At 67.1% G+C, this 16285-nt stretch carries 12 protein-coding genes; all 12 read left to right on the forward strand.

What is annotated here, in order from left to right:
• Window positions 1-60: 60 nt before the first annotated feature.
• Window positions 61-426 carry a hypothetical protein gene (locus tag B9N97_RS05885; RefSeq protein ID WP_085084272.1) on the forward strand — a complete coding sequence of 122 codons (366 nt, stop codon included), beginning with the start codon at window positions 61-63 and terminating at the stop codon, window positions 424-426.
• An 83-nt stretch (window positions 427-509) separates the two neighbouring features.
• Window positions 510-767 carry a DUF6117 family protein gene (locus tag B9N97_RS05890; protein ID WP_085084274.1) on the forward strand — a complete coding sequence of 86 codons (258 nt, stop codon included), beginning with the start codon at window positions 510-512 and terminating at the stop codon, window positions 765-767.
• Window positions 768-831: 64 nt separating this feature from the next.
• Entirely contained in the window at window positions 832-5205 is a 4374-nt protein-coding gene (locus B9N97_RS05895; protein ID WP_085084276.1) for a strawberry notch family protein, read from the forward strand.
• Window positions 5206-5235: 30 nt separating this feature from the next.
• Window positions 5236-6243 carry a DUF7146 domain-containing protein gene (locus B9N97_RS05900; protein WP_167393194.1) on the forward strand — a complete coding sequence of 336 codons (1008 nt, stop codon included), beginning with the start codon at window positions 5236-5238 and terminating at the stop codon, window positions 6241-6243.
• A gap of 301 nt (window positions 6244-6544) precedes the next feature.
• Window positions 6545-7471, forward strand: coding sequence for a DUF2493 domain-containing protein (locus B9N97_RS05905; protein WP_085084280.1), 927 nt, complete (start codon window positions 6545-6547; stop codon window positions 7469-7471).
• A gap of 266 nt (window positions 7472-7737) precedes the next feature.
• Window positions 7738-9681 carry a trehalose-phosphatase gene (locus tag B9N97_RS05910; RefSeq protein ID WP_085084282.1) on the forward strand — a complete coding sequence of 648 codons (1944 nt, stop codon included), beginning with the start codon at window positions 7738-7740 and terminating at the stop codon, window positions 9679-9681.
• Complete coding sequence (locus B9N97_RS05915) at window positions 9678-10817, forward strand: phosphoribosyltransferase-like protein (protein WP_085084284.1); 1140 nt, start codon at window positions 9678-9680, stop codon at window positions 10815-10817. Before B9N97_RS05910 ends, B9N97_RS05915 begins: the two co-directional genes overlap by 4 nt.
• 11 nt (window positions 10818-10828) lie before the next feature.
• Complete coding sequence (locus tag B9N97_RS05920; protein WP_085084286.1) at window positions 10829-12739, forward strand: hypothetical protein; 1911 nt, start codon at window positions 10829-10831, stop codon at window positions 12737-12739.
• Window position 12740: 1 nt separating this feature from the next.
• Entirely contained in the window at window positions 12741-13856 is a 1116-nt protein-coding gene (locus B9N97_RS05925) for a hypothetical protein (RefSeq protein WP_167393195.1), read from the forward strand.
• On the forward strand, window positions 13853-14941 hold the full coding sequence (locus B9N97_RS05930; protein WP_085084288.1) for a PfkB family carbohydrate kinase: 1089 nt from the start codon (window positions 13853-13855) through the stop codon (window positions 14939-14941). The genes B9N97_RS05925 and B9N97_RS05930 overlap by 4 nt, the downstream gene beginning before the upstream one ends.
• Window positions 14942-15469: 528 nt before the next feature.
• Complete coding sequence (gene tnpA, locus B9N97_RS05935; RefSeq protein ID WP_085084290.1) at window positions 15470-15907, forward strand: IS66-like element accessory protein TnpA; 438 nt, start codon at window positions 15470-15472, stop codon at window positions 15905-15907.
• A complete protein-coding gene (tnpB, locus tag B9N97_RS05940; RefSeq protein ID WP_085084292.1) occupies window positions 15904-16251 on the forward strand; it encodes an IS66 family insertion sequence element accessory protein TnpB in 348 nt (115 codons plus the stop codon). The genes tnpA and tnpB overlap by 4 nt, the downstream gene beginning before the upstream one ends.
• Window positions 16252-16285: the final 34 nt, after the last annotated feature.

Below are 16285 nucleotides of genomic sequence, written 5' to 3' on the forward strand. Positions count from 1 at the left end.
ACCGCGGAGCGGCTCCAGCCGCTCCGCCCCCGTCCCCGTCCCCGTTGCAGGAGGTTCGTCATGACCGAGCCCTTCGTTACAGCCCTGGCCGCCGATGTCCCGGTCCTGGTGATCACCGCCGAGGCCGTCGTCATCGTGATGCCGGCCGGCCAGGGAGCCGTTCTCTTCGACCCGGATGTCCCGCGGGAGCATGTCCTGTTGCGTCTGGCCGAGGAGGAGGTCCGGCAGGAGATCCGCACCGTGATCGAAGCCGACGGCACGCTGACCCGGCTGAGCCCGGAGATGGTCGGCGACGCCGAAATCCACGCCGCCTGCCGGGCTGTGGCTTCGAGCACCGACCTCGGCGAGGAGCGTGGCACCGCGCGGTTCCGGGCGGCGCTGGCCGCGATCCGCGTGGCGGAGCGCCGCCTCGGCGTTGCCCCCTGAGCCGGGCCCTCCGGACGGTCCGCCGTCTTGTCCACTGTCGAGCCCGGCCGTCGCGCCGGGCTCCTGTCTTATGGGAGACCCTCATGTCGATTCCCGATTTCGTGAAGGCGAATTTCGCGACGTTGCTGCGCGCCGCGGCGGCGGGCGATCTGGCGCTGGTGCAGGGCACCGACGCCCGCACCGGCGAGACCCGCTTCATTCTGTGCGCTGTCGGTCGGGACGGCGGACAGGTGGTGCTCACCCCCTTCGGGCATCTGGCCGATGGGAACCCCTACGAGCTTTACCACCCGCCGTTCGATCCCGGCGGCGGGGAGAGGGCGAGGGGGGCGGGGGCGGGCTGAGCCGGAGCGGATCGAGAGAGCGTCCGCCGGCCGCTGGTCTCCCCGCTCTCCCGGATACTCCGCCATGACCCTGACCGCCGATCTCCGAACCGATGCCGTCGCCCTCTGTCCTCCGGCCCCGGTGGACACCGCGGCGGCCCTGCTCGCCGCCGCGGAGCGGCTGCTGCCCGGCCTCGAACACGGCCGGGCCATCGACGCCGGCACGCTGCGCGCCGCGATGACCGCGGCGTTCGGCGGCTCCGACGCCGAGGGCGCCTGGAGCTGGAAGCTGGCCTACGACGCCGGCGAAGCGGCGCAGGTGCTGTTCCTGCGCCGCTTCGGCCCGACCATGCAGGCCCGCGCCGCCAGCCCGGCGGCGTTCCTGACCATGCTGGACCGGGTGGCGGCGCTGCTGCCCAGCCAGACACGCCGCTCCGAGGAGAGCCAAGCCCGGCAGCAGTTCTCCACGCCGCTGCCGCTGGCCGGCGTGGTGGCCGCCGCCGCTGCCCTCACCCCGGCCGACCGGGTGCTGGAGCCGTCCGCCGGCACGGGCCTGCTCGCCGTCTTCGCCGAACAGGCGGGGGCGGGTCTCGTCCTCAACGAACTGGCCGGGACCCGCGCCGGCCTGCTGGAGCGCCTGTTCCCCGGCGTGCCGGTGACCCGCCATGACGCGGCCAACATCCACGACCATCTCGACCCTGCGGTCCGGCCGACGGTGGTGCTGATGAACCCGCCCTTCTCGGCGCTGGCGGCGGTGGATGGCCGGGTGGCCGACGCCGCCCTCCGCCACCTCGCCTCGGCCTTGGCCCGCTTGGCCGAGGGCGGGCGCCTCGTCGCCGTTACCGGCGCCGGGCTGGCGCCCGGGCATCCGGCGTGGCGCGACGTCTTCGTGCGGTTGCAGGAGCGGGGCCGCGTCGTCTTCTCCGCCGTCATCGACGGGAAGGTCTACGCCCGCCACGGCACCACGGTGGACACCCGGCTGATCGTGATCGATCACGTGCCGGCGAATGACCCGGCGGTCTTCCCGGTTTCGCCGGGCACGGCCTCCGACGTTGCCACGCTGCTGGATTGGGTCCGGCGTGACGTTCCCCCGCGCGCTTCCGTTCCCGCCTCGGCAACGGCTCTGTTGCCCGTTCTGCCACGCACGGCGCTGGCGAGGCCGGCGCACCGGGTGGTCTCTGTGCCGACGGTGTGCACACCCGTGTCCGACCCGGCGGCCGTCGAACTGGCCTACGAACCGCTCGACTGGACGCCGGAGGCGGGAGCCCGCCTCACCGCCGCGCTCTACGAGCCCTACGCGCTCCAGTCCATCATGATCCCCGGCGCCCAGCCGCACCCGACGCCGCTGGTGCAGTCCGCCGCCATGGCCGCGGTCGCCCCGCCCAAGCCCCGCTACCGCCCGCACCTCCCCACCGCCCTGGTCACCGGCGGCGTGCTCTCCGACGCCCAGCTGGAAAGCGTCATCCTCGCCGGGGAGGCGCACGCCGGTCATCTCGCCGGCAGCTGGACCGTGGACGAGACCTTCGACGTCGTCTCGGCCGCCCCGGACGATGCCGCGGACGCGGTGTGCTTCCGCCGCGGCTGGTTCCTCGGCGACGGCACCGGCGCCGGCAAAGGCCGGCAGGTCGCCGGCATCCTGCTCGACAACTGGCTCAAGGGCCGCCAGCGGGCGCTGTGGATTTCCAAGTCTGACACTCTGATCGAGGACGCCCGGCGCGACTGGTCGGCCCTGGGCCAGGAGCCCCTGCTGGTCACCCCGCTGTCGCGCTTCCGTCCCGGAACGCCGATCACCCTGGAGCGCGGCGTTCTCTTCACCACCTACGCCACCATGCGCGGCGACGGCGGCGAAGGGGCCGTGCCGCGCGTCCGGCAGATCGTCGACTGGCTAGGCCGGGAGTTCGACGGGGTGATCGTCTTCGACGAGTCCCACGCCCTGCGCAACGCCGGTGGCACCGCCGGCTTCGGCCGCGATGGCGGTCCCGTCACCCCCTCGCAGCAGGGCCGTGCCGGCCTGCGCCTCCAGCACGCCTTGCCGGACGCCCGCGTGCTCTACGTCTCCGCCACCGGCGCCACCACCGTGCACAACCTCGCCTACGCCCAGCGCCTCGGCCTGTGGGGCGGGGCCGACTTCCCCTTCGCCAGCCGCGCCGAGTTCGTCCAGGCCATCGAGGCCGGCGGTGTGGCTGCCATGGAGGTGCTGGCCCGCGACCTCAAGGCCCTCGGCCTCTACGCCGCCCGCTCGCTGTCCTTCGAGGGGGTCCGCTACGAGATGGTCGCGCACCGGCTGACGCCGGGGCAGGTGGCGATCTACGACGCCTACGCCGCTGCTTTTCAAGTGATTCATACCAACTTGACCGCGGCGCTGGAAGCCGCCAACGTCACCGGGGCCGGTGGCACTCTGAACCGCGCTGCCAAGGCCGCTGCCCGCTCGGCCTTCGAGAGTGCCAAGCAAAGATTTTTCAACCATCTGATCTCGGCGATGAAAACGCCGACCGTGCTCAAGTCCATCGAACGTGACCTTGCCGCTGGTCACGCCGTGGTGGTGCAGATTGTCTCCACCGGCGAGGCATTGATGGAACGTCGTCTGTCCGACATCCCCATCGTGGAGTGGGGTGATTTGTCGATCGACGTCACACCGCGCGATCTCGTCCTCGAGTACCTCGCCCACTCCTTTCCGACCCAGCTGCACGAACCCTTCACCGATGCCGACGGCACCCTGTCGTCGCGTCCGGTGTGGCGGGACGGCCAGCCGGTGCCGTGCCGGGAAGCGGTGGAGCGGCGCGACCGCATGATCGAGCGGCTGGCGGCGCTGGAGCCGGTGCCGGGGGCGCTCGACCAGATCGTCCAGCGCTTCGGCGCCGCCATGGTGGCGGAGGTCACCGGCCGCTCGCGGCGCATCGTGCGCAAGACCGATCCCGGTGGGGACGAGCGGCTGGCGGTGGAGAGCCGCCCCGGCTCGGCCAACCTTGCCGAGACCCAAGCCTTCCTGGATGACGAGAAGCGCATCCTGGTCTTCTCCGACGCCGGCGGCACCGGCCGCAGCTACCACGCCGATCTCGGTGCCAAGAACCAGCGCTTGCGGGTGCACTACCTGCTGGAGGCGGGCTGGAAGGCCGACGCCGCCATCCAGGGGCTGGGCCGTTCCAATCGCACCAACCAGGCGCAGCCGCCGCTGTTCCGCCCGGTCGCCACCGACGTGCGGGCGGAGAAGCGCTTCCTGTCGACCATCGCCCGCCGGCTCGACACGCTGGGCGCCATCACCCGCGGCCAGCGCCAGACCGGCGGGCAGGGGCTGTTCCGCGCCGACGACAACCTGGAGTCCGTCTACGCCCGCGCCGCCCTGCGCCAGCTCTACGGTCTGCTGCACGCTGGCAAGGTCGAGGGCTGCACACTGGGCGAGTTCGAGGCGGCGACCGGCTTGGCGCTGTGTGACCGCGACGGCGGCCTGCGCGAGGAGTTGCCGCCGATCACCACCTTCCTCAACCGGCTGCTGGCGCTGACCATCGGCTTGCAGAACACGCTGTTCACCGTGTTCGAGCAGCTGCTTGCCGCGAAGATCGAAGGCGCTATCGCGTCCGGCACCTACGACCGCGGTGTCGAGACGCTGGTGGCCGACAGCTTCACGGTGACGAACCGGCGCACCCTCTACACCCACCCGGCGACCGGAGCGGAGACCCGGCTGTTCACCCTGGCGCGGCGCGATCGCAACCAGCCGCTGGGCCTGGAGGAGGCGCTGGAGAAAGGGGCCGGACCGCAAGCGCGGCTGCTGGTGAATGCCCTCTCCGGCCGGGCGGCGGTGGCGGTGCCCGCCGCCGGGTTGATGCTGGACGACGGCACGGTGGAGCGCCGGGTGCGGCTGCTGCGCCCGCTGGAACGTCTGACGGTGACGGTGGCCGAACTGGCGCAGAGCCACTGGTGCCCGGCCGAGCCGGAGGCCTTCGCTGCTGTCTGGGAGACGGAGGCCGCCGCGGTGCCGGAGTTCTCTACCACCACTCTGCACCTGGTGACCGGGCTGCTGCTGCCGGTGTGGCAGCGTCTGTCGGACACGAACCTGCGGGTGGTGCGGTTGCAGACCGACGATGGCGAGCGGATCATCGGCCGGGTGGTGGCGCCCGAGTCCCTGCCCGCGGTCGAGCGCAACTTCGGCGCCGGCGCCAGTGCCGTGCCGGTGCCGTCGGCGGAGCAGGCCTGGGCCTTGGTGCTGGAGGGGCGGGCGGTGCTGCATCTGGCCGACGGACTGCGGCTGCGCCGGGTCACGGTGATGGGCACCCACCGGATCGAGCTGTCGGGTTTCACCGAGGGCATGGTGGAGCGGCTGAAGGCGTTGGGGCTGATGTCCGAGATCATCGCCTGGACGCTGCGGCTGTTCGTGCCGGTGGGCGAGCGCGGACCGGCGGTGTTCGCCGCCCTGCTGGCCCGCCACCCGCTGCTGCGCGTCGTCGATCGGACGGTTCCGTGAGCGGCTAGTGTCGTGTCCGTGGCATCGGAGATGGCGCAACGCCTCGCGCGGGAGGCCGAGGCGGTGTGCCGCCACTACCTGCCGCACGGACGGCGGGAGGGGCGTTACTGGCGGGTCGGCGACGTCCACGGCACGCCGGGGGAGAGCCTCTACGTCCGGCTGCACGGGACCGCCGCGGGCCGATGGGCCGATCCCGCCGCCGGCGAACACGGCGACCTGCTCGACCTCATCGGGCTCAACCGCGGTCTCGGCCGGCTGGCTGAAGTCCTCGATGAGGCGCGGGCTTTTCTTAGCCTGCCGCGGGCGCCGCCGGTGTGGTACCGGGAACCCGCGGCCCCGGTGGGATCGCTGGAGGCCGCCTGCCGCCTGTTCGCCCGGTCTCGGCCGCTCGCCGGCACGCTGGCCGAGGCGTATCTGCGCAACCGCGGCATTCCGGATGTCCGGAAAGACGGCTCCCTGCGCTTCCAGCCGCGCTGCTGGTACCGCGACGCCGACGACCGGCTCGCCCGGGGGCCGGCGCTGATCGCCGCGGTCACCGCTCTGGACGGCCGCTTCACCGGCGTGCAGCGCACCTGGCTCGACCCGTCCGGCCGCGGCAAGGCGGCGATGCCGTCGCCGCGCCGGGCGCTGGGCCACCTGCTCGGCAACGGCGTCCGCTTCGGCGTGGCCCGCGACGTCCTGGCGGCGGGGGAGGGCGTCGAGACCGTGCTGGCGCTGCGCACCGCCCTGCCGGCCCTGCCCATGGTCGCCGCGCTGTCGGCCGGCCACCTCGCCGCCCTGCGCCTGCCGCCGACGCTGCGCCGCCTCTACGTCGCCCGCGACAACGACGCCGCCGGACGCCGGGCGGCCGAGCGCCTGGGGAGCCGCGCCGAGGCCCTCGGCATCGAGGCGCTGGTCCTGGCACCGGTGCTGGGCGACCTCAACGACGACCTGCTGGCGCACGGCGTGACGGCCCTGCGGGCGCACCTGCGGGCTCAGCTCGCCCCGGAGGATGTGGCGCGCTTCTGGGCCGGCCGTGACCGGTCATGGGGAGCCTGAGCCTTGGCGGATGGGCGCCGGTCGAGCCAGATCGGAGCCGCCTTTGACCGGCGGGAGGCCGCGGCCCCGGCCTTCCAGCGGGCGATCGGGCGGCAGCCGGGCCGGTTCCGCAACGGCGGCGGTCAACTTTCTTCCCCGGCCGGCAGAGCCGGCCTTCCTCGCGGGACAAGAAAGCCGCCCGCCGCCGTCCTCCGCTAACGCTGCGGCCCAAGAGGGTGCGGACCCGCCCCGTCCGCCGCTGGGGGATCGCCACGAAGGCCGCGGTGGGCGCGGCCGATCCTCCAGCCGAAGGGCAACCGCCATGATCACCGACGCTGCCGGGCTCCGCTACGCCTCCTCCCCCACCGACCACGCCCTGACCGAACTCCAGCTCTACGGCCACCGGCCCTTCGAGGACGATCCCGATCCCCGGCCGCTGCCCGACGAGACCGCCATCCGCGCTGCCCTGGCCGATGTCTTCGACGCCCTGGTCTCCACCCTGACCGACACCCGCCTCGAACCCGACCTGGCCGACCTGCTGTGGTCCACCGTCAACCTGTTCCACCGCGCCGCCGATCGCGTGCAGCGCGAGCTCGACGACAACGAGGACGCCCAGAAGCGCAGCCAGCGCGAACAGGACGGCTCGGAGATCCACTCGGTCGAACTCGAGCGCCTGCTGGCCGAGGGGCTGACGCTGATCGAGCGCCGCACCGCCATGGAGGCCTTCCGCGACCACGCCGCCGACCTGTTCGAGGTCCACACCGGCTCCGGCTGGCGACCGCGCGCCGGCTCGCTGGTCAGCCACCGCACCCTGACCGCGGCGCTGATCGACAGCCGCGACTTCCTCGCCGCCAGGCGGCGGGCCGAAACCGAGCCGCTGCTGCCGGCCGGCCCCCGCATCGCCTTCACCGGCGGGGCGGAGTGCAACGACCACCACCGCATCTGGGCGGTGCTCGACAAGGTGCGGGCCAAGCACCCCGACATGGTGCTGCTGCACGGCGGCAGCCCGAAGGGCGCCGAACGCATCGCCGCCTGCTGGGCCGAGCACCGCAAGGTGGTGCAGGTGCTGTTCCGTCCCGATTGGGCGCGCCACGCCAAGGCGGCCCCGTTCAAGCGCAACGACCGCCTGCTGGAGGCGCTGCCGATCGGCATCGTCGCCTTCCCCGGCTCGGGCATCGCCGCCAACCTCGCCGACAAGGCCCGGCACCTTGGCATCCCGGTCTGGCGCTTCGGCGATGGCGGCGCCTGAGCGCCGCCGTTCCGGCGATCCGCTTCGGCGGATCGCCGGCTTTCCGTAAATCCACCGTGTTTTACAGCTGGATCGGTGACTTCATACCGACAGTTTTCTTTGCCCCTCTTGCCGGAGAGCGACCGTCCGAAGGGCTATGGGCTAAGCGGAACAAGCGTGCTACGAACGGGGGGAAGCATGGCATTTCTTCGAATTTTGTACTTGTTCTGTTCGGTGCGGCGGATCAGACTCGCGATCCAGAGCTGAAGGGAGTGGATTAAACAATCATGGCGCGTCCATACGCGAGCGAGATGGCAAAACTGGCTGAGACGTTCACCTGGGCAGCCGGCGCCGATCTCCATCCGTTGCGTCAAGCGGTCCGCCTCGCTGGCTTGGCGCCGCTTCGTGCAATCGGTTCTGGCGGTTCTCTCACTGCTGCCCATGCGCTTGCTGGCCTGCATCAACGCTTTACGGGGCGCATTGCCGCGGTGGCCACGCCGCTCGAAGCCGCTGACGAGCCGCTCGATACGGGCGTGGCGACTTGGCTGTTGAGCGCTGGTGGCGGCAATGTTGACATCATCGCGGCGGCAAAGGCGCTCATCCAGCGTGAACCCCGCCAGATTGGAGTGCTATGCGGTCGCGACGACAGCCCGTTGGCAGAGCTCTGCCGTCAGCATCCCTTCGTCGATCTCCTGACTTACTCGCCTCCAGCCGGCAAAGACGGCTTTCTCGCCACCAATTCGCTTCTAGGCTTCGTGGCTCTCCTCACGCGGGCCTACGCTCTCGAGTTCGGCGCGGAAGCAGACTGGGAGGACACGGCCAAGCGTTTGCAAACATTGCTTCTGGAAGGCTCCGCTACACTCAAGTCGTGGGAGGCGGCCACGGCGCCATTGTGGGCGCGGCCCACGACATTGGTGCTATACGGCCCTACCGCCCGTGTCGGCGCCGTAGACCTGGAATCGAAGTTCACCGAGGCGGCAATCGGCAATTTGCAACTCGCCGATTACCGCAACTTCGCACATGGCCGGCACCATTGGCTGGCCAAACGGGGTGAGACGAGCGGCGTGCTTGCGTTTGTTACCGACTCCGACCGTGCGCTCGCCGAACGCACCCTCGACCTGATCCCGCCGGACATCCCTCTGGCGCGGATCGAACTGGCGGGTGGCCCCGGCGCGACGGCCTTGGCTTCGCTCGTGGCGGCCCTCCGGATCACCGGCTGGGCTGGGTTCACGCGCGGCATCGACCCCGGACGTCCCGGCGTTCCCGAATTTGGACGCAAGCTCTACAATCTTCCCTTGCCGCGTTCAGGGCGCAGCTCGGCAACGGCGCGTCTTACACCGAGGGAGTCGGCTGCCATTGTCCGGAAAGCGGGCGTCGATCTTGGCCAACTCGTCACCTCGGGTGAACTCGACCGGTGGCGTAGCGCGATCGTTACCTTCCGCTCCCGCTTGTGCGAAGCCAGCTTCGGCGGCATCGTTCTCGACTACGACGGCACCATCGTTGACACGCGCCATCGATTTGAGCCTGCGTCGGCGGAAATGTCCGCCGAACTTGTGCGCTTGGCAGAGGCAGGTGTCCGGATCGCCGTTGCGACCGGGCGCGGACGATCAGTCCGACATGATTTGCAACGCATTCTGCCACGCCCGCTCTGGTCTCAAATCCTCATCGGGTACTACAACGGAGCAGAGGTGGCGCCGCTGGACGACGACGAGGCGCCGAATGGGGCGGAGACCTCCTGTGCCTCGCTCCAGCCGCTTGTTGACGCTCTGCGCAGTCATCCGGAACTCGCCAAATGTGCCCGCCAAGAGAATCGGCCTTTCCAGATCACACTGGAGGCACTTCGAGTAATGCCAGAAAGCCGGCTTTGGGACTTGGCTCAACAGGTCATTCTTCTCGCCGATGCGAAAGGCGTCACCGTCACCCGCTCCAGCCATTCGATCGACATCGTCGCTGCGGGCGTTTCCAAGCAGAACGTTGTCCGGCGACTCCGCGAGGCGGTCGGGGATTCGCACATTCTCGCCATTGGTGACCGGGGCCGCTGGCCGGGGAACGATTACGAATTGCTGCGCGAACCGTTCGCGCTGAGCGTCGACGAAATCAGCGTCGATCCGGTTACGTGCTGGCACCTGGGTGAAGCGGGACAGCGTGGTCCTGCCGTAACGTTGGATTATCTGTCCGCGCTTGAGGTCGACGGTGGACATCTGCGGTTCGGTGAGGGGGCGTTGCGATGAATCAAGATCTCGGCCTCAAGGTGCTTGGCCAGATCATGAACTGGACCGACGACGTTGCGCGCCAGGAATTTCAGTGGCTGAGGCTGATGGCGCGTCTGAAGTACGACGGCTACCGTGACTTTCAGGCTGGTATGCGTTTCATTGAGAGTCTGGCCACTTGGCTCCAGCAATTCGCAGCGGATGAGCGCGATACGGCTTATGCTTTCGTACGCCAAACGCTGGTTTATATTGGTCCAGGTGAGATGCAGCGGCTGGTGGAACAATTCTATCCGCGTACGGTGCGCGATCGCATCATCCGCACCGTGGCCGCTGAACGCCGCATGCCGCACTACCGGGTTCTTGCCGATACGGATGCCCGTGCTGCGAGTGAACGCCTGCGTCGCCAAACTCTGTTTATGGGTTTGAGTGACGGCGCGCGGATCGACACCATCCGCCACGCTAATGCGGGTCTTCTCAGCAATGAGCAGCTTGTCCAAGGCACGCAGGTCGACACGGAGAAATGGAAGGATCTTCTAGACAACCTTCGCAAAGATCTTGCTGATGCGGAGGCAAGATTTCGGCTAATATATCTGGTTGATGATTTTGCTGGCACCGGAACTTCGTTTATCCGATATGACGAAGAAAAGTCAAAATGGAAAGGGAAACTGCTTCGTTTCAAAGATTCGGTTGAGAGCGCGACGGCAGCTTTGGGTGGAGAAAAGCTGTTCGAAGATGGTTGGGAGCTCTGTATTCATCACTATGTTGCTTCTTCGGCGGCCGAGGCGGCGATTGAAGAACGGTTGACCAAGACAATGGAGGTGTTCGGTACGGGGTGGGCGCGCGCCATGCATGCTTCCTTCGGCATGGTCCTTCCGCGGGATCTGCCGATCGATGCTGTGCCAGACCGTTACGCCGATTTCCTGAAGCTGACACAAAGCTATTACGATCCGAAAATTCGTACCAAGCACACCGACGTAGGGGGGGTGACCCACCTCGGCCTGGGGTACGGCGGTTGCGCACTTCCGCTCGTGCTCGACCACAACACGCCCAACAACGCCGTCGCACTGCTTTGGGCGGAGACGGATGGCGGCGACCGTGACGGCGTGATGGCTCCGGCGATGCGCCCGCTTTTTCGCCGTCGCCAACGGCACGCCTGAGGGGGAGATAGATGGTCAACCCTTTCGAAAAACGCGCGACCGAATATCTTCGCGACGACGAGGCCTTCCTCGCCGTGGTCACGCCCGAGCCCCTTTCGACCTTCTTCCAGAAGCCTGCGAAGGAGGGACGTCTTTACGACCGCTTGGCGATGGTGATCGGCACGCCCGGTAGCGGGAAAACCACCCTCGCACGGCTCTTCCAATTCACGACACTTCGAACCCTGCTGCGTAACCGCGGCATGACCAGCTACAAGCCTCTAATCGACACGCTGACCACCTGTGGGGCGATCGAAGACGAACGTCCGACGCTTATTGGTGGCCGGCTTCCGCTTGAGACCGAGTACCGGGAGTTTTGGGAATTTCCCTATCCCGAGGATCTCAAGACGGGCTTGATGATCGCGCTCCTCCAGGCACGCACCGTTCTGGCTTGGCTTCGTAACATTCAAGCCTCAGGTGTTCCGCTCGACCAAGTCAACATCGTGCCGCGCGCCGATTCGGACGCAGCCCTCACGGCCATCGGGGGCAAGGCGGGACCGGCACTTCTCGCCCGCGCTCGCGAGGTTGAACTCGCAATTTACCAAATCTCAGCAGCGTTGGTGCCGCCCGATGTCGAAGACATCGACAGTGAAGCAGCGGCGGTCTACCGTCCGTTCGACGTGATCGAGGCATTCCAGATCACCGACGGTGAGGATGAACTGCGGCTCCGCCCGCTTGTCATTTTCGACGACGCTCACAGCTTGCATCCAACCCAACTCAATGAGCTGCGGCGCTGGCTCGCGCGCCGCGAGCTGAAGGTTGCACGCTGGGTGCTGACCCGCCTCGATGCTCTGACGCCCAGTGATGTGCTCTTGGATCGGGTAGCCGGCGCTGAGGAACCTGGCCTCAAGCGTACCCGCGAAATTACCGTCATCCGGATGCAGAGCAACGAGGATCGTGCCAACCAGCGGCGGGCGTTCCGCAAGATGGCCAAAGATATGGCAGGCCGCTACCTGAGCCAAATGGAGGTGTTCAACCGGCGGCGCCTTCATAGCCTCGGTGATCTGTTGTCAACGACGCCCGAAGTGATCGCGCCGGGAAAGCGTGCGAAACTTGCCGAGTACGTTAACGTGCTCCAACGTCGATACAGCATTTCGGTGGAGCGTCGTCGTAGCCTTGAAAAAGAGGTCGATGACTATTTGGCCTCGGCTGATGAGAACGGCGAGGATCTGCGGCTCGGTATGCTGGCAATCCTATTCGAGCGCTACGCCAAGAGAATTCCGCAACGTAGCCTTTTCGAGGACAGCACGGATGACGTCGAACCCAACCGGCCACTGACAGCCGACGCCGGGGTTGCCGACGGTGCTCGCATTCACCTGCTGCACAAACATGATCGCCCCTACTTCTTCGGCATTGATGCCCTGTGCGACGCGAGCTCTGAGAATGCTGAACAGTTCCTTCAGCTTGCGGCTCGCCTCGTCTTGCAATCGGAAACTCAACTCGTCCGTCGTGGCAAGGACGCGATGTTGACCAGCGGCGTCCAGCACAAGCTCTTGCGCGAGCGAGCTTCTGAGATGGTGCTGCGGGATTGGGATTTCCCGCAGTCCCAACTCGTCCGGCGGCTGGCGAATGGGATCGCGGAAGAGTGCCTGAAAAAAAGTATGGAAGGAAACGCGTCGCTCGGCGGCGGGGCAACGGCTTTCGGCATTCCCCAGGAGGATTTCGACGCCATTCCCGAAACTCATCCGCATCTGGCGCGCGTGCTCCACTTCGGAGTCGCCTACAACGCCTTTGGACTGGTGCCCAACCATGGTACCAAGAAGCGCGTCTGGTGCCTGATCGAACTTGGTGGCGCTCTTCTGCTCCATCACGGGTTGACGCTGAAGCGAGGGGGTTTTCTCGAGCGTCGCAGTGAGGATCTTGTCCGCTTGCTCGGCGAGGTCTGAAATGGCACGCGATCGCCGCTGGGATCCCTGCGTTGCCCACCGTGGCAAAGAGGTGGACAGCTTCCTGTCGGATTATTTCACCCAACCGGAGCGGCTGGCGTTCCTCGTCGCGGGCGCTGGCTTCGACCCGCGCTCACGCGCCGTCGCGACCCGGCTGGCTGCGGCCGGTGCGCCGGTGCGCGCGCTATGGGTCCAGGAAAATCGGCCCAACCCGCACCAAGGGCAGGTGGAGCGAGCCACCACGAATACGGCAGAGTTGCTCGCCGCCTTCGCGGAACGGGAACTTGTCCCGGTTGAGATTTTTGGGTCGGACGGCGCCGTCGTTGGAGGGCGAAACATCATCAACGTCCTCAATCGGCAGAGCTTCGACAGCGTGACGGACGTGGTGGTTGATATAAGCGCACTGTCGGTTGGGACGAGCTTCCCGATCATCCGCTATTTCGTCGAACGGATCGGCCGCCGCAAGGGGCCGGCCAATCTCCATGTGTTTGTCGCCCATGACCCGCGCCTTGATTCGGACATTCGCTCCATCCCGAGTGATGCTCCCGGTTATGTCCATGGCTTCAAGGGCGGTTCAACGCTGTTCGCCGCCGCCGCCGCTGCACGACTTTGGCTGCCGCAGCTGGCGGCTGGACGCCGCAGCGCGCTCGGACGGCTCTACGACTTTGTCGAACCGCACGACACCTGCCCCATTCTTCCCTTTCCGGCGAGCGACCCTCGTCTGGGCGACGCTCTGGCAGCGGAATACCTGACCGAACTTGAAAGCACTTGGGCGGTGGACACGCGCAACATCGTGTACGCGGACGAGAGTGATCCGCTTGACCTTTACCGTACGATTCTCCGCCTGGACGACCTGCGCCAGCCTGTCTTCGCCGAAACCGGTGGCTCGATGCTGGTCCTTTCACCGCTCGGCAGCAAGGTGATGGCGCTCGGTGCGCTCATGGCAGCGCTGGAGCGCGATTTGCCCGTTGCTCACCTTGAACCGATCGGCTACGAAGTGGGGCCGGCGGTTCCGGTTGAGATTGTCGAACCAAATCTAGTTCATATTTGGCTAGAGGGTGATGTCTATCCCCAACCCCGGCCGTCGTTGGTGGCAGAAGGGAGGCCAAAACCATGACTTCTGTCGTGCAGCCTAAGATTTTCGGAGCCGGCCTCATCGCACTTGATTTGGTCATGGGGCCCGACCCTGAAACTCCTGTGCGCTCTTGGGCGGGTGGTACTTGCGGAAACGTGCTCTCTATCTTGGCTTACCTCGGCTGGGGCGCCTATCCGATTGCCCGGATGAACGGTGACCCGGCATCTGACCGCGTGCGTGCGGACATGGCGAGGTGGGGTGTTCACCTCGATTGGGCGAGCTGCGCACCGACGACCCACACCCCCATCATCGTCCAGCAGATTTCGCGCGGGCGGGATGGACGTCCCAAGCACCGTTTTTCGTGGTCCTGCCCCCATTGCGGTCAATGGTTGCCGGCTTTCAAGGCAATTACCTTAGCTGCGGTGGAAGCGGTCAAACCAGCACTCACTGGTGCGTCGGTGTTCTTCCTGGACCGCCTCTCTCGTGCCACCCTCACGCTCGCGGCTGAAGCATCTGCCCGTGGTGCAGTTGTGGTCTTCGAGCCTTCGGGTAAAGCGACTGACAAGCTCATGGTAGAGGCGATCGCATTGGCTCATGTCGTCAAATATGCCGACGAGCGGCTTGCGGGCGTTGACGGTGTTATGGCGGAGGGTTCGGCTACCCTGCTCGAGGTTCAGACGCTTGGAGAGCGTGGATTGAAATATCGCCACCGGCTCGGCGGGGAGCTCTCGAACTGGATCCACCTTGGGGCGGTTCGCGCGCCACGGCTCGCTGACACCTGCGGTTCTGGCGACTGGTGCACGGCTGGCCTCATCGCCAAGGCGGCCGTCGGGGGACAAGCAGGCCTCCGGCACGCAGGGCCGAGTGGCGTCGAGGCAGCGCTCCGTTACGGTCAAGCCCTCGCGGCCTGGAACTGTGGATTCGAAGGCGCTCGAGGGGGTATGTACATTGTCGAGCGGGATACATTTGAAGCGCAGATCTCCCGGCTGCTCAGAGGTGAAATCGATAGCCTTACAGACACGCCGGTGATGGTGGAGTCTACCCAGCCTATCGCTTGTCCCGCTTGCCCACCCATGCCATCCAAACCTCGTGCGTTAAAGGGGCTACGACCAGAACAAGCGGCCTGACGCAAACAGCTTGCTCCGTTAAACTCGTTTCCGTGCCATGGAGCGAGCTGTTTCCCCATTGCTATTCCTATATCGTCCGTGGCGCCGCTGGGGGCCTGACCGCTGTAAACGGTGTTTTCAAGCTAAAGCGGGTCCCGTCTGCCGAGTATCGTGGCAGGGCAGGAGTTCGCCGACCGGTAGGTCATGTCGCCGATATTAAATCGGCGCTGATGGGCACAAAAGTTCAAGTGAATCGTCAAGATAGCTGACGAAATATGGTGCCTCTTCACCATTCCAAGCGCCATCGGGGTGGGATGGCATCGAGTCCACCATGGCTTGAGCCAATGGTGACAGCTTCAATCGAGCGGTGCCCGCCGGCGCGTCGAGTAAGCCGACTTGCTCCTCGATCAAGGTCGGTACTTCGATCTGGAGATCGATTGGGCGCCGCACGCTTGTAAGCGTCGTCTAGAGGCTGCCTTGCGGGATCGGCGGGCTCTGTGCTGAAAGCTGGGTGTCGGCTGTGCGGGAGGGCATAGCCGGTTTGGCATCGTGGCAAGCAGCGTGGTTTGCACCGTGGCGGTCCAGCGTATTGAAGTCATCACCGGCGCCGGCGGACGGCGCGCCTACTCGGCCGAGGAGAAGATCCGCCTGGTCGGTGAAGCCCATGGCGGCCGCGGCGCGGTGGCGGCGGTGGCGCGCCGTCACGGCGTGTGCACCAGCCTGATCTACCGGTGGCGCCGGCAGCTCAAGAGCGGCGCACTGTCGGTCGAAGCGCCGGCGTTCGTGCCGGTGCGCATACTCGAGGCGCCGCCGTCCGCCAGCATCGTCGCTCCCACTCCTACGGCCGTGGCGGAACCAGCGCCCTCGGTCGAGCGCCGAACCGCGTTGGCCGAGGTGGTGCTCGCCAACGGTCGCGTGCTGCGCGTTGCCGAGGACATCGCCCCGGCCACGCTGCGCCGACTGGTCGGCGCGCTGGACGGCCTGTGATCTCGGTTCCCGCCGGTGTGCGGGTCTACCTGGCGATGGGCCCCACCGACATGCGCAAGGGCATGGACGGACTGGCCATGCTTGCCCAGGAAATCCTCAAGCAGGACCCGTTCGCCGGCCATTTGTTCGTCTTTCGCGGCCGGCAAGGTCACGTGGTGAAGGTTCTGTACTGGGATGGCCAGGGCTTCTGCCTGTTCACCAAGCGCCTGGAGAGGGGTCGCTTCGTATGGCCGATCAGCCGCGAGGGTGTGGCGGTGCTCACTCCGGCCCAACTGGCGATGCTCATCGAGGGCATGGATTGGCGCGCCCCGCAACGCACGTGGCGCCCGGAGATGGCGGGGTGAGTCCCGGCCGCCACGCTCGCCGCCGATCAGCACC

The organism is Azospirillum oryzae (assembly GCF_900177515.1).
GTDB classification, from domain to species: domain Bacteria; phylum Pseudomonadota; class Alphaproteobacteria; order Azospirillales; family Azospirillaceae; genus Azospirillum; species Azospirillum oryzae_A.

Coding starts and splice junctions, on each gene's coding strand:
- B9N97_RS05885 (WP_085084272.1), top strand. CDS start 61: ATGACCGAGCCCTTCGTTACAGCCCTGGCCGCCGATGTCCCGGTCCTG.
- B9N97_RS05890 (WP_085084274.1), top strand. CDS start 510: ATGTCGATTCCCGATTTCGTGAAGGCGAATTTCGCGACGTTGCTGCGC.
- B9N97_RS05895 (WP_085084276.1), top strand. CDS start 832: ATGACCCTGACCGCCGATCTCCGAACCGATGCCGTCGCCCTCTGTCCT.
- B9N97_RS05900 (WP_167393194.1), top strand. CDS start 5,236: ATGGCGCAACGCCTCGCGCGGGAGGCCGAGGCGGTGTGCCGCCACTAC.
- B9N97_RS05905 (WP_085084280.1), top strand. CDS start 6,545: ATGATCACCGACGCTGCCGGGCTCCGCTACGCCTCCTCCCCCACCGAC.
- B9N97_RS05910 (WP_085084282.1), top strand. CDS start 7,738: ATGGCGCGTCCATACGCGAGCGAGATGGCAAAACTGGCTGAGACGTTC.
- B9N97_RS05915 (WP_085084284.1), top strand. CDS start 9,678: ATGAATCAAGATCTCGGCCTCAAGGTGCTTGGCCAGATCATGAACTGG.
- B9N97_RS05920 (WP_085084286.1), top strand. CDS start 10,829: ATGGTCAACCCTTTCGAAAAACGCGCGACCGAATATCTTCGCGACGAC.
- B9N97_RS05925 (WP_167393195.1), top strand. CDS start 12,741: ATGGCACGCGATCGCCGCTGGGATCCCTGCGTTGCCCACCGTGGCAAA.
- B9N97_RS05930 (WP_085084288.1), top strand. CDS start 13,853: ATGACTTCTGTCGTGCAGCCTAAGATTTTCGGAGCCGGCCTCATCGCA.